Here is a 20,992-nt window from a genome sequence, read left to right as displayed (position 1 = left end):
CCATTATATGTTGGGAAAAATAGGAATATAATCATATAACCACTTATTGCTCTTTATAAAAACATTCGCTTTTGATTAACCCCAGTTCTCGGGATCTTGCTGCCAGGTATGCAGTGTTTTAACATCTTCCTCACTGATTGCGTTTATATCCAATGCCGCTTCGATTAATTCCGGGAACGTACAAATCGAAAAGTTTAGAATATCATGCTCTTTAAATTGGTCGATTCCTTTTTGGAGGCCATAGGTGAAAATCGAGACGGTACCGAGAACGTTAACCCCACCCTCACGGAGCGCTTGAACTGCTTTGATTAAGCTCTTCCCCGTTGAGATTAAGTCTTCAATCACGACAACCTGATCATCTACTTTTATAAGTCCTTCAATTTGATTTTTTCGGCCATGACCTTTCGATTCCCCTCGGACATAGCTCATGGGAAGGTCTAGTTTTTCACTCACGAAAGCGGCATGAGGAATTCCTGCTGTTGCTGTTCCAGAAATATGGGTAACGCTTGGAAAGTTTTCCTTGATAGTTTCAGCAAGCTGTTCTGCAATAAATTTACGGACAGATGGAAAGGAAAGCGTTAACCGGTTATCACAATAAATCGGTGAAAGCAGGCCAGAACTTAGAGTAAAAGGTTCCTTTGGTCTGAGCTCAACGGCTCCGATGTCTAATAATTGTTTCGCTACTTCATAACTCATTGTGCTGTTTCCTCCCATTCTTTTTTAATCATCTGATAGGCTTCTGCTGGGTTGGCTGCCTTCGTAATCGGGCGCCCTACAACCATGTAGGAGGCTTTAAATTTTTTAGCATCACTTGGAGTTGTAACCCGCTTTTGATCCCCGTGATTGGTTCCCGATGGCCGAATCCCTGGTGTTACAGTGAGAAATGAGGGACTGATCATCTCTTTTAGTCTTTTACTTTCTAGCGGTGAGCAGACAACCCCATCCAATCCGGATTGAAATGCTAGAGCAGCTTGTTTTTCCACCATTTCTGCAAGCGGAAGATCTACATGCGCCTCTTCCTTTAGTTGCATTTCAGAAGTGCTCGTTAATTGGGTTACGGCAATACATAGTGGTCTTGCCATACCATTTGGCTTGCCATCTTCTAACCCTTGTACAGCCCTTCTCATCATCTCGGAGCCGCCATATGCATGTACATTGACAAGATCGACGCCTAGACGAGCCAAGCCTTTCATCGCTGAATAGACGGTATTCGGAATATCATGTAATTTTAAATCTAGAAAAATATCATGACCTTGTTCTTTTATAAAATCGATAATTTTCGGTCCTTCCTGATAATACAATTCCATTCCTACTTTAACAAACATCGATTCACCTTCAAATCTTTCAAGAAAGATCTTTGTGGCATGTAAAGAAGGGAAATCAAGAGCTACGATAATTGGTGACTTTGTCATTTGCGTGACTCCTTCCGATACATTCTTCTATTGAGGAAAAACCAAGCTGATGGAGTCTCTCTGGAAGCTCCTCAATTAACTTTTTACAGATAAACGGGTCAACAAAATTAGCTGTACCTACCGCAACAGCACTAGCCCCTGCATATAAGAATTCAATCACATCGTCTGCGGTCTGAACGCCTCCCATCCCGATAATAGGAATGTTCACATTTTTACTTACATCATATACCATCCGAATCGCAACCGGTTTGATGGCAGGACCAGAAAGGCCGCCTGTCCCATTTTGGATGATCGGCTTTCCTGTCACGGTATCGATACGCATTCCAATGAGTGTATTGATCATTGTGATTCCATCGGCTCCTGCTGCTTCAATGGCTTTCGCCATCGTTACGATATCCGTTACATTTGGAGAAAGTTTAACGTAAACCGGTACGTTTGATACCTCTTTCACCTTTTGCGTTAATTCATAGGCTGTTTCGGGGTTGCTTCCAAAAGCAATTCCCCCGTGTTTGACGTTTGGACAAGATATATTTAGTTCAAGTGCTTTTACATTTTCAACAAGACCGATTTTTTCTGCGACTTGGACATAATCCTCCATCGTCGCTCCTGCCACATTGGCGATAATAGGGACATCATACTGAGACAGCCATGGAAGCTCCTCAGTACAAACCTTCTTAAGTCCCGGATTTTGCAGACCAATAGCATTTAGCATCCCACTAGCCGTTTCAGCAACTCGAGGAGTCGGGTTGCCAAAACGCGCTTCTGGTGTCGTTGCTTTAATCATTATTGCACCGAGCAGGCTTAAGTCATAAAAGCGGCTGTATTCACGGCCAAAGCCGAAGCAGCCAGAAGCAGGCATGATCGGATTTTTTAAGTCTAATCCTGGAAGTTTTATAGCTAGCATTAGATCACAACCTCCTTTGCCGCAAAAACGGGGCCATCACAGCAGATTTTATAGTAATTTTGAGCATTGCTGGTTTGTTTGACAACACAGGCAAAGCATGCACCTATGCCACAGCCCATCCGTTCCTCTAGAGAAATAAATAGAGGTGTATTTATAATCCTTGTTTGCAGAGCTTTCAGCATAGGAGTCGGGCCACACGCATATACCACATCAAATGGGATATGAAGCTGATTGATAACATCTGTTACGAATCCTTTTTGCCCCTCGCTGCCATCGTCTGTGGCGATAAAAGTAGGGCCAAGTTCTGCAAACTCTTCCTTTAGGAAGACAGCCTCCTTGTTTTGAAAACCTAGCACATGTGTGACTTGATGTCCTGCTGCTGTCAGCTGTTTTGATAGTTCATAGAGAGGAGGCACCCCAATGCCTCCGCCTACAATCAAGACAGAACTCGTTTCTTCAGGAAGGGAGTAGCCATTTCCAAGAGGACCTAGCACATTCACTTCTTCACCTGCCTGCTTTTTTGAGAGCAGCTTCGTTCCGTCTCCTCCCGCTCGATAGATAAGCGTACATTGCTTTGTCTCATGGTTAAATTCTGAAATACTGATCGGTCTTCTTAAAAGGTGCGCATCACTTCCAACTTGAACATGAACAAATTGACCGGGTGCTGATATCTCTTCTACTAATTCACCTTCAAGTACAAGGCGAAACGTATTCGTTGCAATAGACTGGTGTTCAATGACCTTCATGTGATCAATGCGCATAGTGAAGCTCCTTTGTAAGCTTTTGTTTAGACCTTGTTAAGCCAATTGTCGAAAACGTCATCGATTCAATCACACGAATTAAGGCTTCTGCTGTGTCAAGTGAAGTCAGACATGGAATTCCGTTTTCAACTGATTCTCTGCGGATTCTAAAGCCGTCTCTTTCCGGCTGTTTGCCTTTTGTCAAAGTGTTAATCACTATTTGAACTTGATTTTGTCTGATCTCATCTAATAAGGTTGGACCGCTTTGACCAATTTTCTCTACCTCTTTTACAGGCAGGCCAACACTTTCTAACATTTCAGCCGTTCCTTTCGTAGCAAATAGCTGGAAGCCTAGCTGATGCAGCCTGTCGGCTAACCGGACGGCGTCATCTTTGTCTTTATCTGCAACAGTCAATAGAACATTTCCGTGTTGCGGAATTTTTAATCCTGCAGCCTTGAGACCTTTGTACAAGGCTTTTTCAAGTGTTTGATCTTTCCCCATCACTTCCCCTGTTGACTTCATTTCAGGTCCGAGGGTAACATCTAACCTTCTAAGTTTGGCAAAGGAGAAGACAGGCACCTTGACATATACTTCATCACTTGGCTGAACATATTCAGCTTCAACACCTAAGTCTTTCAAGGTAGCACCGAGCATGATTTTGGTTGCGATGTTTGCCATTGGGACATTCGTAATTTTACTTAAGAATGGCAATGTTCGGCTCGACCTCGGATTGACTTCAATCACGTAAAATTCATTGTCTGAAAGTACATATTGAATGTTAAACAAACCTTTAATATTTAATCCTCTCGCTAGCTTTCTGACACTCTCAATAACTTTTTCAATCTGTGAAGGCGTTAAGCTTTGCGGCGGGTAGACAGCAATGGAATCACCAGAGTGCACTCCTGCTCTTTCTATATGCTCCATAATTCCTGGAATGAGAATTTGTTCCCCGTCGGAAATCGCATCTACCTCTACTTCTTTACCTGTAATGTAGCGGTCGATAAGCACTGGGTGTTCTGTATTAATTTTGACTGCATTGGCCATATAAGAAGCCAGTTCTGTTTCATTGTAAACAATCTCCATTGCTCTTCCGCCAAGGACGTAGGATGGGCGGACTAATACCGGATAGCCGATCATGTCAGCTGCACGAATAGCTTCCTCTACTGTAAACACAGTGGTTCCTTCTGGCTTTGCAATTCCTTCCTGATCGAGTAATCTTTCGAATCGTTTTCTGTCCTCAGCAAGGTCAATACTATCAAGACTTGTTCCTAGGATTTTGACTCCCCGATTGGCTAGCCCTTCTGCCAGATTGATAGCCGTTTGGCCTCCGAATTGTACGATTACACCGATTGGTTTTTCTAGCTCTATTACATTCATAACATCTTCAATCGTTAACGGTTCAAAATAGAGTCTGTCACTCATCGAATAATCGGTTGAAACCGTTTCTGGGTTGTTGTTTATTACAATTGCTTCGTATCCAAGTTCTTGAATCGCCCAGACCGAGTGTACAGTTGAGTAGTCAAATTCAACCCCTTGCCCGATTCGAATCGGTCCGCTTCCGATTACGACAACCTTTCCTTTTTCACTTGGAATCGACTCATTTTCTTGTTCATACGTGCTGTAAAAGTAAGGTGTTTTCGCTTCAAATTCCGCACCGCAAGTGTCAACCATCTTGTAAACGGGCTTGAGGTTCCAACGCTTCCGGAATACTTCCACCTCTTCTTCTGATTGAGCCCAGAGTTTTGCAATTGCCCAATCGGAAAAGCCCGCTTCCTTCGCTTTTTTTAGAATGTCAAAGTCATTGGGATTTTTTTGCAAGCTATTTTCAATGGCTATGATTCTTTCAAGTTTCCATAAGAAGAAGCGGTCGATCTGGCTCCACTGATGGATTGTGTCAGCCTGAATGCCTCTTCTTAACGCTTCAGCAATATAAAAGAGTCGTTCATCCCCTGCTTTCTGGATCCGTTTTTCAAGCAGTTCATCGGAAACACCTTTTAGCTCTGGAAGGAATAAATGGGATGTTCCTAACTCAAGAGATCTAACCGCTTTTAATAGCGATTCTTCAAAGCTTCTTCCAATTGCCATTACTTCCCCAGTTGCTTTCATTTGCGGGCCGAGTGTCCGTTTTGCTGACTCAAACTTATCAAATGGCCATCTTGGGATTTTCGTTACAACATAGTCTAGGGTTGGTTCAAAGCTCGCAAAAGTACTGCCTGTCACTGGATTCGTAATTTCATCGAGAGAATAGCCGACTGCCAATTTAGCTGCGAGTTTGGCAATCGGATATCCGGTTGCTTTTGAAGCTAAGGCAGATGAACGGCTTACCCTTGGATTCACCTCAATTACATAGTACCCTGAACTGTGCGGGTCAAGCGCGAGCTGAACATTGCAGCCGCCCTCGATTTTTAAGGCACGGATAATATCTAATGAGACGGTTCTTAACATTTGGAACTCTTGATCAGATAATGTCTGGCTTGGTGCAACTACGATTGAATCTCCTGTGTGAATACCGACTGGATCAAAGTTTTCCATGTTACATACAACAATCGCCTGATCCTTATGGTCACGCATGACTTCGTACTCAATTTCCTTCATGCCGGCAATACTTTTTTCGAGCAGTACTTGACCGACTGGACTCATTTTTAAGCCATTCTTTACAATTTCTCGTAAAGATTGTTCGTTATCGCAAATTCCTCCGCCTGTCCCGCCAAGTGTGTAGGCAGGACGAACAATTACCGGGTAGCCAATCATTTCGACAAACTGCAAAGCATCATCCAATGTGTGGACGATTGTACTTTCAGGAACAGGCTGATTCAGCTCTTCCATCAGTGAACGGAAAAGTTCGCGGTCTTCGGCCTGCTGAATCGACGTTAATTTCGTACCGATTAATTCCACATTACATTCTTTTAAAATACCAGATTGATCAAGTTCAACAGCAAGGTTAAGTCCTGTTTGTCCTCCAAGTGTAGGGAGAAGCGCATCCGGGCGTTCTTTTCTGATAATGCGAGAGACAAATTCAAGGGTTAATGGCTCAATATAAACCACATCTGCCATCTCAGGGTCGGTCATAATGGTAGCAGGATTGGAATTTACTAGAATGACGCGATACCCTTCCTCTTTTAATGCCAGACATGCTTGTGTTCCGGCATAATCAAATTCAGCTGCTTGCCCAATCACAATCGGGCCAGATCCAATTACCATAATGGTTTGTATATCGTCTCTTCTAGGCATATGAAAAGCTCCTTTCAGTTAAAAAGCGAATTGTGTGTTGTTTTAGTCTGCGGGTTATTTGTCTTTAGCCAGATTAGTCTCAAATTCTACTTGATTCTTATGCCAAAATCCTTCCGGTATGAGTCATCTCTATGAGCTCCATAAATTCATCAAACAGATATCTGGAATCATCAGGACCCGGAGAAGACTCTGGATGGTATTGAACCGAAAAAGCAGGATAGATTTTATGACGGACACCTTCAACCGTTCCATCGTTCACAGCAATATGGGTCAGTTCTAAATCCGTATTTTCTAGTGAGTCTAAATCGACCGCATATCCATGGTTTTGTGATGTGATATAGACTTTGTCATGACGCAAATCTTTAACAGGGTGATTTGCACCTCTGTGACCGAATTTTAGTTTATACGTGTTAGCTCCGCTTGCGAGGGCTAACAGTTGGTGACCTAAACAAATTCCAAATACAGGAATCTTCCCTAATATCCCTTGGATCATGGCAATGGCATGCGGGACATCGACAGGATCCCCAGGTCCGTTAGAAAGGACAACACCATCCGGCATTAACTGCAATATTTCAGCGCTTGTAATGGTATGGGGCACGACCAAAACATTGGCATCCCTTTCATTTAATTCACTCAGAATATTATGCTTCATCCCAAAGTCTACGACTACGACCCGCTTTCCTTTTCCCGGACTTGGGTAAGGCGTTCTTGTTGACACTTGTGCAACCTGATCAGTTGGCCAATGTCTCGTTTTTAAGCTTTCTAATATTGCTTTCTCATCCGCATCTGCATTAACAATCGCTGCTTTCAATGAACCATGCTCACGAATAATTCGAGTTAACATTCTAGTATCAATTCCGCTTAATCCCGGGATCTGGTGAAGCTTAAGATATTCATCAATCGACCATTTTTGCTTCCAATGTGAAGGGAGGTCACAGTTTTCTTTTACGATTAGCGCCTGAATATGAGGCTTAAAGGATTCCATATCATCACGGTTGATCCCGTAATTTCCAATGAGCGGATACGTCATCACCACGATTTGTCCACAGTAGGATGGATCCGTCAGCACCTCTTGATATCCAGTCATTCCTGTCTGAAATACCACTTCTCCATATGACTCTGATTCATAGCCAAAGCCTTCTCCGTGCATGACAATCCCATTTTCTAAAACAAGTTTCTTTTTCATTCCGTAACCTCCTCTGCGCTGTAAACCAAAGTTCCGTTCACAAATGTCATCACTGGCCAGCCTTTACAAATCCAGCCATCGAACGGAGTATTTTTACCTTTTGATAAAAATGTTTCAACATCAATCGCTTTTTCTTCCTTTACATCTACTAAAACTAGGTCTGCTAGTTCCCCAACTTGTAATCGGCCATATGGGAGACTGAAAGCCTCAGATGGACGAACCGTTAGCCAATCAACCAATTGTTTTAAAGTAAAAACACCTTTTTCGACAAAGTGTGTGTACAAAAGCGGAAAAGCTGTTTCTAAGCCGACGATTCCAAATGGTGCCTGTGCTAAGTCTTTTGCTTTTTCCTCTTGCGTATGTGGTGCATGATCAGTTGCAATAAAATCAATCGTTCCATCAAGTAAGCCTGCAATTAAAGCATCTCTGTCTTCTTTTGCCCGCAGGGGAGGATTCATTTTATAAGTAGTTAAAGGTTCTTTAATATCGTCTTCAGATAAGAGGAGATGATGCGGTGTGACTTCTGCTGTCACCCGGATTCCTGCTTTTTTCGCATCTCGGATAACGCGAACCGATTCTTTTGTACTTACGTGGCAAACATGATAGTGACAATTGGCCGCTTCTGCTAAAAGGGCATCACGGGCAATATGAACAGCTTCACAAATCGAAGGAATCCCGTTTACTCCAAGTGCTTGTGCTTTCTTGCCGTCATGAAAAGAACCGCCGTAAATCAGGGTATTTTCTTCACAGTGAGCGATAATCGGCTTTTCAATTTCGGCAGCCTGTTTCATGGCTTCAAACATCATTCCCGCCTGTTGTACCCCAACTCCATCATCGGTAAAGCCAAGCACTTGATCATAATTGAGGGCTTTAAAATCAACAAGCTCTTCCCCTTTTTGTGCAGCAGTAATAGAAGCATAAGGAAGCACTCTCACCGTTGCCTTTTCCTCAATTAGCTCGAACAGTCTCTCCATATTTTCCTTAGAATCAGGAACAGGTTTTGTATTAGGCATTGGCGCAATCGTTGTAAACCCTCCGCGTGCTGCAGCCATTGTCCCTGTTTCAATGGTTTCTTTATGCTCGCCGCCTGGCTCACGAAGGTGGACATGCAAATCGACAAAGCCGGGAAAAACGAAGCGGTTGGCTCCCTCAATAACTTTATCCACTGTTTCAGCTAAATTCTGACCCATTGCTGCCACTTTGTTATCCTCAATGAATACATCTCCGGCAACTTTTTTGTTACCATCCAACCATTGTACGTTCTTTAGCAGTGTTTTCATTTGTTCCAATCCCCCATTTTTGTAGTAGTGAGTCAATCATGGCCATTCTTACAAATACGCCATTTCTCATTTGCTCAAAGATTCTAGATTGCGGCGATTCAACTAATGGACCTGCTATCTCTACATCTCTATTCACAGGAGCAGGATGCATAATAATACTTCCAGATTTCATTCTTTTCGCCCGTTCTAAGGTCAGCCCATATTGTTGGTGGTAATCATCGATATGTCCAGTTTCTGTGTGGCGTTCTAATTGTACGCGCAGCATCATCGCTACATCGACAATTGGCAGGATGTCATCTATTTGGCAGAAGCTGCCCCACTGCAAAAGCTCCTCATCGACCCATTCTGCAGGGCTGTAAAAGAATACTTTTGCCCCAAGCATGGAAAGGGCACGCGCATTGGATCTAGCTACACGGCTATGCTTCAGGTCACCTGCAATTAAAACCTTTATTCCTTTAAAGCTGCCAAATTCCTTTTGGATTGTGTAAAGATCGAGCAGGCATTGCGATGGATGCTGCCCGCTTCCGTCTCCGCCATTAATTAGCGGTATGTTAAGGGAAGGAATTAAATCTTTGTAATAATCAGTTTCAGGGTGGCGAATGACCAAGAGATTACAGCCGATTGCTTCGAATGTTTTTACCGTGTCATAAAGAGTCTCCCCTTTTTGAACACTAGAATGATTCACTTCAAATGGGATGACGCTTAGCCCAAGCCTTCTTTCTGCTACTTCAAAGCTAGATTTTGTGCGGGTACTAGGTTCATAGAATAGATTAGCAGCAAATATCTCTTTATTTTGCATAGGAATCTTGTGTTTTTCATATTCCTTTGCTAATGAAAGAACGCTTTGAATTTCCCCAGCATGAAAGTCTTCCATCGATACATAATGCTTCATTCTTTTTCAGCCTCCACGGTAAGATTTAGATTTGACGTTTGGACGAATGGCTAATTTATTGGGCGGGTTTCCCGTTTTTTTGGGCGGCCCGGATAATTTTTTTGGCGGGTTTCCCGATTATTGGGCGCCTGGATAATTTTTTTGGGCGGATTTCCCGTTTTTTTGGGCGGCCCGGTTAATTTATTGGGCGGGTTTCCCGATTATTGGGCGCCTGGATAATTTTTTGGGCGGGTTTCCCGATTATTGGGCGCCTGGATAATTTTTTGGGCGGGTTTCCCGTTTTTTTGGGCGGCCCGGTTAATTTTTTGGGCGGGTTTCCCGCTTTTTTGGGCGGCCCGGATAATTTTTTGGGCGGGTTTCCGGAATATTGGGCGGGAGGTAAAGCTTTTCGGGCTCGACCCTCACTATAAAAAAAGCACCTTGAGAGAGACTCAAGGTGCGTGAAAGCATGGGAGAGCAAGAGATCGTGCATCTCCCTTTCTCCTAAATGACACCTTTTGCAGCCTCTCGGGACTACTATTAAAAGGTATATCTTTATTAATTTTCTGTTTGAAACATTTCTTCAGGATCTACTTTCGTTCTTCCTGGAAGGATTAAGTTAAGCAGAATCCCAGCAAGCGTAGCTAACGCCATTCCGGAAAGGGTAAAGTCACCGATTTGGATAAAAGCTCCGCCGATTCCAATGACTAAGATGACAGATGCAATAATCAAATTTCTTTGTTGTGAAAAATCAACCTTATTCTCAATTAGCATTCTAAGACCGCTTGATGCGATAATACCAAACAAGAGGATTGAAACACCGCCCATTACTGCTGTAGGAATCGAAGAAATAAGGGCTGATACCTTACCGATTGTGGAAAACAGGATTGCGGCTACCGCTGCTCCTCCGATTACAAATACACTAAATACACGTGTTATCGCTAATACACCAATGTTTTCCCCATAAGTTGTTAATGGCGGACCGCCGATTGCACTGCCGATCATCGTTGCAATTCCATCACCAAATACCGATCTGTGCAGACCCGGCTTTTGAATTAAGTTTCGATCGATTACTTTACTTAACACCATTTGGTGACCTGTATGCTCCGCTAAGGTTACAAATGCAACAGGTGCAATAAGCCAAACCACTGTCCATGAAAAATCAGGTGTATACGTTACATAAGGAACCAATAGATTTGGCAAGGCAAGCCAATCTGCCTCTTTAACAGGCTCGAGATTCACTAAACCAAAGAAGTATGCGACTACGTATCCGCAAACAACTCCGATCAAAACTGGAATTAGTTTTAAAAAGCCTTTCAAAAAGATTGAAGCTATGATTGTAACAGTTAATGTTATGAGTGCAACGACAACAGATTCTAAACTGTAAAATTTTTCATTATCCACCGTTTGATACATCGCCATATCAACAGCAGTAGGCGCTAAGCTAAGACCAATGACCATAATGATCGGACCCACTACGACCGGCGGTAGAACCGTGAATAACCAGCCTGTCCCTAATGCTTTAAGTAATAACGCGACAATTCCGTATACTAAACCAGCTACAAAACATCCTATCATCACCGATTCTGGTCCATCTAATTCTTTTGCCGTTATAATCGGAACAATAAACGCAAAGGACGAACCTAAGTATGCTGGAATTTGTCCTCTTGTAATGATTAAATAAGCAAGTGTACCTAATCCACTAGACAGGAGTGCTACAGCTGGCTCTAGTCCTACTAGCATCGGTACTAAAATCGTTGCGCCAAACATTGCAAATAAGTGCTGAATACTTAATATAATCCATTGATTCCACTTGGGAACTTCTTTTACGTCTAGTACTGCATTTGGATTACGCTTATTCATTGTTTTTTCCCCTTTTTGATTAGTGATCTTTGTGTTTCAAAAAAATACCCTCTTTATGACCTGACAAGGCACAAAGAGGGTACAATAAACAGTTTCATTTTAGCATGAAACCATGTACTCCCTTTGGCAGCCTCACAGGACCACTTTAAAAGGGACCTTATTTATTTTTCAAAAATGCTTACTTGATCTATGTGATCTACTTCATGAAGCTTTACTACAATTTTCTCAGATTTTGAGGTCGGAACATTTTTTCCGACATAATCCGCCCGAATCGGGAGTTCCCGATGCCCCCGGTCCACTAGCACAGCTAACTGAATCATAGCCGGTCTGCCCTGATCCACCAGTGCATCTAGCGCAGCTCGTGATGTTCTGCCTGTAAATAATACATCATCAACGAGAATTACTTTCATTTGATGGATATTCACCGGAATATCAGAGCCCTTGACAAGCGGTTCCTGATTTGTCGTTTTTACAGAAAGATCATCTCTATATAAAGTGATATCTAATTCTCCAACCGGGATTGACTTACCTTCTATCTCATTAATCTTCACAGCTAATCGGTTTGCCAGATAGATGCCCCGTGTTTTGATGCCGATTAAAACACAATCATCAATCCCTTTGTTTTTTTCAATAATCTCGTGTGCGATTCGGGTTAATGCTCTGTTCATCGCTTGCGCATCCATCACTTGTGCTTTTTCCATACTGAGATGTCCTCCTTTTCAACGATTTTTATATGAGAGGAACGAAAAAACCTCTCACTCCGGGAAAGTGAGAGGTTTGGATAGACTTATGGTACAAAATCCGCCGATAGACGAACAGAATTTGTCCGTTTCCGTTACCTTCTCAGTCTCACGGGACTGTCTTTAAAGGTCTTAAACACTATACAAAGCATATCGGGAACTTCGAATTTTGTCAATCATTTTTTCTGAGATAGTCGAGCAGTTTCGTCATTTCCTCTGGTAAGGGTGCACTAAACTCAAGGTATTCTCCGCTGCGGGGATGAGTAAATCCGAGAACCTGTGCATGCAATGCCTGTCCGTCTATATCTAACGTTTTTTTAGGCCCATATTTCGGATCACCTGCTAACGGATAGCCAATATACTTCATATGCACACGGATTTGGTGAGTTCTGCCCGTTTCTAGCTCACACTCTACAAATGTATAGTTGGAGAACCTTTCTTTAACCCGAAAATGAGTAACGGCATGTTTACCATTGTCGACGACTGTCATCTTTTGGCGGTCTTTTGGATCTCTTCCCAGCGGTGCATCAATCGTACCGACGTCATGGGGAATCACTCCATGAACAATGGCCAAATACTTTCTCGTTACCGTTTTCTCTTGCAGCTGTTTGACTAATCTCTCATGTGCTAGGTCATTTTTGGCTACCATTAATAAACCGGATGTATCCATATCAATGCGATGGACGATGCCAGGTCGTAAAACCCCGTTAATCCCTGAAAGATCTTTACAATGATAAAGCAGCCCGTTCACTAAAGTTCCCCGTGTATGTCCAGGGGCAGGGTGCACGACCATTCCGCGCGGCTTATTTACTACTAAAACATCTGTATCTTCATAATAGATATCTAAAACCATTGGTTCAGGTTCGACGTCTAATTCTTCTGCTTCAGGTATCTCAATCGAAATCGAATCACCAGAGGCAACTTTATAATTACGCTTCACTGTAGCCCCATTGACTTTGACAGACCCTGATGTAATCCAGTTTTGTATTTGGCTTCTGGACCATTCTTCATTTAGAGAAGATAGTACTTTATCAATTCTCTCCCCTGCCGCATCAGTCTGTATGTTGTACTCCATCGTTTCCATCTATTGATTTCTCCTTTTTAGCCATTCGCTCCTCGATAACCATCCAAATCATTAATAAAATCACACCAATTACCAGGCTTGAATCGGCAATATTAAAGATCGGGAAGTCATAGCCAAAAATATACACATCAACAAAATCCACAACTTCCTGACGAAACACACGATCAATGAAATTGCCAATCGCTCCGCCTAGCATAAGAGCTAGAGCGACACTTGCTATTATTTTGCCCTTTGCCCATTTTTGCATGTAATAAACAATCCCGATAATGACAACGACTGTAATGATGTAAAAGAACCACATTTGTCCTTGGAGAATTCCCCAGGCAGCTCCCCGGTTCCGGTGAGATGTTATATAAAGGAAGTTTTGAATGACTTGAATACTTTCGCCCAATTCCATTTGTTTGACAATGATCCACTTCGTCCATTGATCTAACAATATAATAAGCACGGCAAGCAGGTAATAGATCACTAACTTTACCTCCGATTAAAGTTTTATGTATAGATTTTAGCATAATTTATATTCTATGGAAAAAGTAAATGGCCCCCTCAGAAAGGGAGGGAGCCAATTATGACTTAATAATATTCTTTCACGACAGTTGCACAGCGAGAACATAGAGTTGGATGCTCGTGGTCGCCTCCCACATCAGTGGTCACATTCCAACATCGCTCACACGTTTCTCCTTCTGCTTTTTCTACAAGTACCCTTGCCACATCTAATTTTAACGCTTCATTTGGTGCTTCGCTCTCATCTTTTACTGTAACTTGAGAAACAATGAATAATTGTTTTAAATCTTCTTGAATCGAATCAAGCAGAGATTTCGTTTGATCGGTTACAAATAGGGTAACATGAGCCGCTAATGATTTACCGATTATTTTCGCATTTCTAGCTTCTTCTAAAGCTTTTAATACATCATCTCTTACTTCAAGGAATGCACTCCATTTTTGTTCAATACCTTCACTGTTTTCAATAGCCAGTTCCTCAGGCATGTCAGTTAGCTGAACACTTGCTTCCTCAACTCCTGGGATATAAGACCATACTTCATCAGTCGTATGAACAAGAATCGGCGCCATCAGCTTAGTTAACGTTAAAAGGCTGTCATAAATCACGGTTTGCATCGCACGCCGATCATGGCTGTCTGGTCCTTCTACATATAAAATATCTTTACCATAATCTAAATAGAAGGCACTTAAATCAAGGGTAAAGAAGTTATTAACCGCATGGTAAATCGTTGCATACTCGTAATTTTCGTAAGCATTGCGCACCGTTTTAATCAGTTTATTGAGCCTAACTAGCATATATTGATCAACATCGCGCAGGCTTTCAATGGCAACTCGGTCTTTTTCCGGATTAAAATCAGCAAGATTTCCTAACATAAAACGGAAGGTGTTGCGAATTTTACGGTAAACCTCTGACACCTGTTTAAAGTTATCCATAAATACTTTGACATCCGATTTATAATCAACAGATGCTACCCAAAGACGTAAAATGTCTGCTCCAAACTGCTTGTTAATTTGGTCTGGGACAATCACGTTTCCAAGTGATTTGGACATCTTTCTTCCCTTTTCATCAACCGTAAATCCATTCGATAGAACAGACTTATATGGTGCCCGGCCATTAACTGCTACACTGATAATTAAACTAGAGTTAAACCAGCCGCGGTATTGATCAGAACCTTCTAAATAAATATCAGCCGGATACTCAGCATCTTCGCGAGCTGCAAGCACCGCATAGTGAGAAGAACCTGAATCAAACCAAACGTCCATGATGTCTGTTTCTTTTGTAAACTTGCCGTTTGGACTGGACGGATGTGTAAATCCTTCAGGAAGCAAATCCTTCGCATCTTTTTCAAACCAAATGTTGGAGCCGTGCTCTTTAAATAGATTCGAAACATGTTCAATCGTTTCATCTGTAATGATTGGATCTCCATTCTCCGCATAAAATACCGGGATTGGAACTCCCCATACTCTCTGACGGGAAATACACCAGTCTCCTCTGTCGCGGATCATGTTATAAAGTCTTGTTTCTCCCCATTGAGTCGCCCATTTTACATTTTGAATTTCATTTAATAACGTTTCCCTGATCGGCTCAATCGACGCAAACCATTGCGGAGTTGCCCGGAAAATGGTTGGCTTCTTAGAGCGCCAGTCATGCGGATAAGAGTGCGTAATAAATGTTAATTTTAATAATGCGCCCACTTCATTTAATTTTTCAGTAATGACTTTATTTGCCTCATCATAGAATAATCCTTCAAATCCAGGAGCCTCACTAGTGAAATTACCTTTATCATCTACTGGGCTAAGAACATCGAGACCGTACTTTTGACCGATGTAGAAGTCATCCTCCCCGTGTCCAGGTGCCGTATGAACGCAGCCTGTACCGGATTCAGTTGTAACGTGTTCACCCAGCATGACAAGGGACTTTCTTTCATAAAATGGGTGGCGGCACTGAATGTATTCGAGGTCTTGACCTTTCATTTCTTTCACAATTTCTGGTGCGTCCCAGTTTACTTCTTTTGTTACACTTTCAAGTAAATCCTTCGCTACTATATAAAGCTTTTCGTTTTCTTTTACCACCACATAAGTAAGCTCTGGATGAACAGCAATGCCAAGGTTCGCTGGAATTGTCCATGGTGTAGTTGTCCAGATTACAATTTCTGTGCCCTCTTCTAAGACACCTTTTCCGTCCACTACTTTAAAGCCGACATAAATAGATGGTGATCTCTTATCATGGTACTCAATTTCAGCTTCAGCAAGAGCAGACTCATTGGATGGGGACCAAAATACAGGCTTTAGTCCTTTATAAATGTAGCCTTTTTTCGCCATCTCGCCAAAAACCTGGATCTGTCTTGCTTCGTATTCAGGGTGCAAGGTTATATAAGGATTTTCCCAGTTTCCGCGAACACCAAGGCGCTTAAACTGTTCACGCTGGTTATTAATTTGACTTCTTGCATACTCGTCACAAAGCTTTCTAAACTCGGCTACGCTCATTTCTTTTCGATTAACACCGTCATTGGTCAGCCGCTGTTCAATCGGAAGCCCGTGTGTATCCCAGCCTGGAATATAAGGAGCATCGTATCCGCTCATAGATTTATACCTTACAATGAAGTCCTTTAACACTTTGTTAAGTGCATGCCCCATGTGGATATCCCCATTGGCATACGGAGGTCCATCATGCAAAACAAATCTTGGACGACCCTTTGTTCGCTCCTGAACGATCTTATAAATATCCATTTCTTCCCATTTCTTCTGAATTTCTGGCTCTCTATTGGGAAGGTTTCCTCTCATCGGAAACTCCGTATTTGGCATCAATAACGTATCTTTGTACTCCATTTAACTAACCATTCCTTTCGAATCACTCATTCATAATGAAATAAAAATAAAACTTTCTAGCTCAAAGTATGGTCAAGTAATCCTCCCGATAGACGAAAAAAAACTTCACCATCCCTATAAAAAGGGACGAGAAGCTTACATTTCCCGCGGTACCACCCTAATTGACTAAAAAGTCCGCTTAAGTTTGTCGTAACGTGACAGCACGCAAAGGTCTACTTTTAATGTTCAACCTAAGAACTCAAGGGTGATCTTCCATACCATCTCTCTGTCAGGCTTCCACCATCCCCGACTCGCTTTTGAGATGTTACTGGCATGTACTGTCCCTGTCATCGTTTTTTTACATAGTATTATTGTTGTATTATATTAAATAAAAAATAAAAAGGTCAAGTATTTAAAGATTTTCTACTCTTTGATAGAAATTAAATCAGATGCTTCTACATCATATTCTAATAGTTCATCCCAGTCATCCGCATTAATTAAATCTAATTGGGCTTCAACCAGCATACGGAAACGATTGCGGAAAACCTTCGATTGTTTTTTCAATTCCTCTACGTCTAAAGCAATTTTTCTGGCCTTTGTCAAAGATTCATTTACAATCCGATCCGCATTTTTTTCTGCTTCTTTTACGATAAGTTTTGCTTCTTTTTGGGCATTGCGTCTAACTTCTTCTGCAGCTTCTTGTGCAATCACAATTGACTTATTAAGAGTTTCTTCAATATTAGTGAAATGGCCCAGTTTTTCTGATAAATCCTTGTACTTTTGCTCTAGTTCCTTTTTCTCGCGAATCAGGATTTCAAAATCTTTAATAACTTGATCCAGAAATTCGTTTACTTCATCTTCGTCGTATCCTCTGAAACCTTTTGTAAATTCCTTATTATGTATGTCCAACGGTGTTAATGGCATAAAAGGCACCTCCACATATTCTTATGTACTCCCTTATTTTAAGCCAGTTTTTAACCTGCACTGGCAGCGAACAGCTGATGCACTAAAAAGGGAAAAAATCGTTTTCTTATATTATACATTGATTCGACAATTTGTGGTGGTTTTCCTCTAAATTCGTGTTAACTTTTTTGAATAAAAAGGATACATTTCCATTTCATTTTTTTCGTTTGTCCTTCAATACTTTTAATCATAATTCTTCCATACCCTCTAATCGAACAAATGTCACCCTGCTGACATTCAAAGCTGGTTTGTTCCACCACTTTAAAATTCACTTTAACCTTTCCCTGCTGAATCCACTGCTGAACTTTTTCACGAGAGTATGGAAGTGCTTGAGCTAAAATCGCGTCTAAGCGTAACGAAGAGGCAGTTACCTGTTTTTCAATGCCATCTTCCGCTTTTTGTATGGCTTGCTCCATAGCAATTGGCTCAATTTCAATCTTTGTCCTGCCGATCTGGTCAAAATTGAGCTTCAAATAATCACTAATTTCCCGGCATGCATAAAACTGGACAACTCCCTCGGTTTGATCCATTAGGATGTCACCAAATTTTTCACGTTTTAACCCAAGTCCCATTAAGCTCCCTAAGATTTCCCGATGTTCCAGGGTTACAAACTTTTTAGGATAGCGGATATTCCATAGAACAATTTCATAGTCTTCCGGGCCCGGTGTAAAATAGTCAGGATACAGAATAGCTCTCTTCCGCTCGGTGTTCTCTTTTCCGCCAAATAAGGAAGCCTGCACAGTCCCCTTTGTTCCGATAATAGTTTGCAAGATCGATTGCTGTCTCGGATCTAAAAAATCCGTTCTTTTATAGGAATAGGTATCTTCGACATATTTTTGCCATGTTAAGATCTGATCAATCCATTCTTTCTCCTCTGGCCGAAAGTGCTGGTAAATACTCATAAGTTGACTCCTTTTAACTTCATTAAAGAAAACTTGCAGATGGCGAGCCTTTTGGAAAAGACAGTGCATTTGCACTTATCACGCTCGAAACGCCACGTCCTGATGTATAGCTTGACTCATGTCTCCTGCCCGTCGTCCATTAGTCTTAAAAATTTTAACTGCGTCGAATACTCCTTCTTCGCTAAAATTTTATTCGCTTAAAGTATAAAAAAGGAACCCTGATTCAGAAGGCTCCCTTTTTAATTTATACAAATTGAGTTAAATAATAAATTCCGCGCTGTGCTAAATTAAGCGTTATAAAAGCTACAATTGGCGAAATATCGATCATTGCAATTGGCGGTATTATTTTGCGGAATGGTTCTAAATACGGTTCACATATTTTCCCTAAAAACTCTCCAATCGCTGAATCCCTTGCACCAGGAAACCATGAAAGCAAAACATAAATGATTAATGCAATCGAGTAAATATTAATAGCATAAGCTAAAATCCCAAGCAATGTATCCACCTAAAGCCACCTCACATCTTCAGATTCCTGGTAATTTCCAGGTTCACCCAACATTTCAGAAATACTGCCTGATACTTCTACATTATCAGGGGTACATAGAAAAATCTTTGTTCCAATCCGCTGAATATCTCCGCCAATCGCATAAACGGTCCCGCTTAAAAAATCGACAATTCGAATCGCCTGTTCATGTGAAATTCGCTGAAGGTTGATCACAACTGCCCGTCTGTTTTTCAAGTGATCTGCTATTTCTTGTGCTTCAGCATACATTCTTGGTTCTGCTAAAACCAATCTTGAGCTTTTTGAGGAACTGGGCAGACTTACAATATTAGAATTTGCTTTCGATTGATGTCTTGTTTGTCTTGTCGGCCCTTCTTCCTCAGCGATTACTTCATCTTGAACTTCATCTTCTTCATAAAAGAAATATTGCCGCAATTTATTCTTAAGACTCACGATTCCACCTCACTTTTCTCGTTTCCGACCAATGCTGTACCTATCCGGACGTAGGTGGCTCCTTCTTCAACTGCAATTTCGAAATCATTGGACATCCCCATTGATAGCTCTGTACAAGGAGCATAGGATAAGTTTAGAGACTGAATGGAACTTTGAATTTCCTTTAGTTTCCGGAAACAATTTCTGATTACTTGTGTATCTTCTGTGAAAGGGGCCATCGTCATAAGGCCGACGACCTTTATGTTTGTCAAAGATTGAAGCTGATGAATGAATCCGCTTGCTTCCTCTGGCGCAAGACCATGTTTACTAGCTTCATCAGATGTATTCACTTGAACGAAGCATCGTATTTCTTTTTGAGTACGTTTATTAATCTCTTTCGCGAGGGAAAGTCTGTCTAATGAATGTATGTAATCTACATGATCAATAATATGTTTTACCTTTCTCGTTTGCAAAGTTCCGATAAAATGCCACGTAGGCTTGTCCCCTAGCGCCTTCCGCTTTTCAAGAAAACCATCGTCACGATTTTCTCCTAAATGGATGACTCCCGCTTCAAGCGCTTCCTTCGCTCGTTCTGTTGACACATATTTTGTAACAGCTATGACATGTACTTCATTTGCACTTCTTCCGGCTTTTTCACAAGCTTGTTTGATTCTTGACTGAATGGCTTCGTATCTTATCTTTACGCTCATGCTCGTCTTAGTCCTCCCTCCAGCCAATAAAACTAAGCATTCGGCCTGTTACACCTTTATCTCTTCTATGCGAAAAAAACCATTCTGAGTCGCAAGCAGAGCAATAGTCCGTAACCGATATATTGGATTCTTTGATCCCTGCTTTTTTTAACAGCTGAAGATTTAACTGTTTTAAATTTAGCTGATATTGTCCTTCCTCTACCTCATTATAGGGCTTTTCATCGTTTTCTTCCAGTAATTCTCTGACAGCGCCAATCACACGGTCATCAACGATATAACAAGATTTACAAATTGAAGGTCCGATTGCTGCCTTCATATTGGAAATAGCGACTCCTTTTTCCTGAAGGGTCTGAACCAATTTTCCTGCGATATTCCTTGTCGTTCCTTTCCAGCCCGCATGTGCAATACCAATCCATTTGGAGCCTGGATCAAAAAAATAGATTGGAACACAGTCGGCATAGCATAAAGTTAAAAGAACCCCTGACTCATTTGTGAGAAGTCCATCGGTTTCCCTGATGCAGTCTTCCAGTGAATATGCACCACTGCCGCGAGATTCCTTGGTTACTGTATGAATCCTTGTATCATGGACTTGCTCGGTACTAACCCAATGATTAACAGGAAAGTTTAATAATTCACCCAATTTCTCACGGTTAGATTGTACATTATCTAAAGTGTCTCCGACGTGGAACGCAAGATTCAAAGATGCTTTTGGAAATGGACTGACTCCATTTTTCCGGGTTGTAAAGCCTGCAACTAAGGAAGAATCCATGTGGCTCCATGGCTTGATTAAAAAATATTCTTCTGCATGTAATTGAAAGGGTTCCATTTCTACTCTCGCCCTTCATCTGTTTTCATAAGCCTT

General features: G+C 41.7%; 19 protein-coding genes and 1 other annotated feature. All 19 genes read right to left on the bottom strand.

From position 1 onward, the window contains the following. Nucleotides 1-75 precede the first annotated feature (75 nt). Complete coding sequence (pyrE, locus tag CRO56_RS15445; protein WP_097159526.1) at nucleotides 76-696, bottom strand: orotate phosphoribosyltransferase; 621 nt, start codon at nucleotides 694-696, stop codon at nucleotides 76-78. Continuing rightward, nucleotides 693-1,412 carry an orotidine-5'-phosphate decarboxylase gene (gene pyrF, locus CRO56_RS15440; RefSeq protein WP_097159525.1) on the bottom strand — a complete coding sequence of 240 codons (720 nt, stop codon included), beginning with the start codon at nucleotides 1,410-1,412 and terminating at the stop codon, nucleotides 693-695. The genes pyrE and pyrF overlap by 4 nt, the downstream gene beginning before the upstream one ends. Beyond that, on the bottom strand, nucleotides 1,381-2,316 hold the full coding sequence (locus CRO56_RS15435; RefSeq protein WP_097159524.1) for a dihydroorotate dehydrogenase: 936 nt from the start codon (nucleotides 2,314-2,316) through the stop codon (nucleotides 1,381-1,383). Before CRO56_RS15435 ends, pyrF begins: the two co-directional genes overlap by 32 nt. Continuing rightward, the gene (locus tag CRO56_RS15430; RefSeq protein ID WP_097159523.1) at nucleotides 2,316-3,077 is read right to left on the bottom strand and encodes a dihydroorotate dehydrogenase electron transfer subunit; all 762 of its coding nucleotides are present in this window, start codon (nucleotides 3,075-3,077) and stop codon (nucleotides 2,316-2,318) included. Before CRO56_RS15430 ends, CRO56_RS15435 begins: the two co-directional genes overlap by 1 nt. Continuing rightward, nucleotides 3,067-6,288: a carbamoyl-phosphate synthase large subunit gene (carB, locus tag CRO56_RS15425; protein WP_097159522.1), complete on the bottom strand. Its 3,222-nt coding sequence runs from the start codon at nucleotides 6,286-6,288 to the stop codon at nucleotides 3,067-3,069. Before carB ends, CRO56_RS15430 begins: the two co-directional genes overlap by 11 nt. Before the next feature lie 97 nt (nucleotides 6,289-6,385). After that, entirely contained in the window at nucleotides 6,386-7,474 is a 1,089-nt protein-coding gene (carA, locus tag CRO56_RS15420; RefSeq protein WP_097159521.1) for a glutamine-hydrolyzing carbamoyl-phosphate synthase small subunit, read from the bottom strand. Further along, nucleotides 7,471-8,754 (bottom strand): dihydroorotase, encoded by a 1,284-nt coding sequence (locus tag CRO56_RS15415; protein WP_097159520.1) that lies wholly within the window; start codon nucleotides 8,752-8,754, stop codon nucleotides 7,471-7,473. Before CRO56_RS15415 ends, carA begins: the two co-directional genes overlap by 4 nt. Then, on the bottom strand, nucleotides 8,714-9,646 hold the full coding sequence (locus tag CRO56_RS15410) for an aspartate carbamoyltransferase catalytic subunit (protein ID WP_097159519.1): 933 nt from the start codon (nucleotides 9,644-9,646) through the stop codon (nucleotides 8,714-8,716). The genes CRO56_RS15415 and CRO56_RS15410 overlap by 41 nt, the downstream gene beginning before the upstream one ends. Before the next feature lie 537 nt (nucleotides 9,647-10,183). Further along, the gene (gene uraA, locus CRO56_RS15400; RefSeq protein WP_097159517.1) at nucleotides 10,184-11,488 is read right to left on the bottom strand and encodes a uracil permease; all 1,305 of its coding nucleotides are present in this window, start codon (nucleotides 11,486-11,488) and stop codon (nucleotides 10,184-10,186) included. A 161-nt stretch (nucleotides 11,489-11,649) separates the two neighbouring features. Next, complete coding sequence (gene pyrR / locus CRO56_RS15395) at nucleotides 11,650-12,189, bottom strand: bifunctional pyr operon transcriptional regulator/uracil phosphoribosyltransferase PyrR (RefSeq protein WP_097159516.1); 540 nt, start codon at nucleotides 12,187-12,189, stop codon at nucleotides 11,650-11,652. 211 nt (nucleotides 12,190-12,400) lie between these two features. Continuing rightward, on the bottom strand, nucleotides 12,401-13,312 hold the full coding sequence (locus tag CRO56_RS15390) for an RluA family pseudouridine synthase (protein WP_097159515.1): 912 nt from the start codon (nucleotides 13,310-13,312) through the stop codon (nucleotides 12,401-12,403). Continuing rightward, on the bottom strand, nucleotides 13,281-13,781 hold the full coding sequence (gene lspA, locus CRO56_RS15385) for a signal peptidase II (RefSeq protein ID WP_097159514.1): 501 nt from the start codon (nucleotides 13,779-13,781) through the stop codon (nucleotides 13,281-13,283). The genes CRO56_RS15390 and lspA overlap by 32 nt, the downstream gene beginning before the upstream one ends. Before the next feature lie 104 nt (nucleotides 13,782-13,885). Continuing rightward, nucleotides 13,886-16,642 (bottom strand): isoleucine--tRNA ligase, encoded by a 2,757-nt coding sequence (gene ileS, locus CRO56_RS15380; RefSeq protein WP_097159513.1) that lies wholly within the window; start codon nucleotides 16,640-16,642, stop codon nucleotides 13,886-13,888. 119 nt (nucleotides 16,643-16,761) lie between these two features. Continuing rightward, nucleotides 16,762-16,981, bottom strand: a binding site (T-box leader). A 63-nt stretch (nucleotides 16,982-17,044) separates the two neighbouring features. Further along, the gene (locus tag CRO56_RS15375; RefSeq protein ID WP_097159512.1) at nucleotides 17,045-17,545 is read right to left on the bottom strand and encodes a DivIVA domain-containing protein; all 501 of its coding nucleotides are present in this window, start codon (nucleotides 17,543-17,545) and stop codon (nucleotides 17,045-17,047) included. A gap of 158 nt (nucleotides 17,546-17,703) precedes the next feature. Then, nucleotides 17,704-18,486, bottom strand: a complete 783-nt coding sequence (locus CRO56_RS15370; RefSeq protein ID WP_097159511.1) for a YlmH family RNA-binding protein — start codon at nucleotides 18,484-18,486, stop codon at nucleotides 17,704-17,706. A gap of 244 nt (nucleotides 18,487-18,730) precedes the next feature. Beyond that, the gene (locus CRO56_RS15365; protein WP_097159510.1) at nucleotides 18,731-18,991 is read right to left on the bottom strand and encodes a YggT family protein; all 261 of its coding nucleotides are present in this window, start codon (nucleotides 18,989-18,991) and stop codon (nucleotides 18,731-18,733) included. After that, nucleotides 18,992-19,441: a cell division protein SepF gene (locus CRO56_RS15360; protein WP_097159509.1), complete on the bottom strand. Its 450-nt coding sequence runs from the start codon at nucleotides 19,439-19,441 to the stop codon at nucleotides 18,992-18,994. It abuts the gene before it with no gap. Then, a complete protein-coding gene (locus tag CRO56_RS15355) occupies nucleotides 19,438-20,130 on the bottom strand; it encodes a YggS family pyridoxal phosphate-dependent enzyme (protein ID WP_097159508.1) in 693 nt (230 codons plus the stop codon). Before CRO56_RS15355 ends, CRO56_RS15360 begins: the two co-directional genes overlap by 4 nt. 7 nt (nucleotides 20,131-20,137) lie before the next feature. Beyond that, on the bottom strand, nucleotides 20,138-20,956 hold the full coding sequence (pgeF, locus tag CRO56_RS15350; RefSeq protein ID WP_097159507.1) for a peptidoglycan editing factor PgeF: 819 nt from the start codon (nucleotides 20,954-20,956) through the stop codon (nucleotides 20,138-20,140). Between the last annotated feature and the right edge of the window lie 36 nt (nucleotides 20,957-20,992).

Source organism: Bacillus oleivorans, from assembly GCF_900207585.1.
In the GTDB taxonomy this organism is placed as follows: domain Bacteria; phylum Bacillota; class Bacilli; order Bacillales; family JC228; genus Bacillus_BF; species Bacillus_BF oleivorans.
Note: the sequence above shows the minus strand (reverse complement) of the source record. Positions and strands in the feature narration are given on the sequence as shown.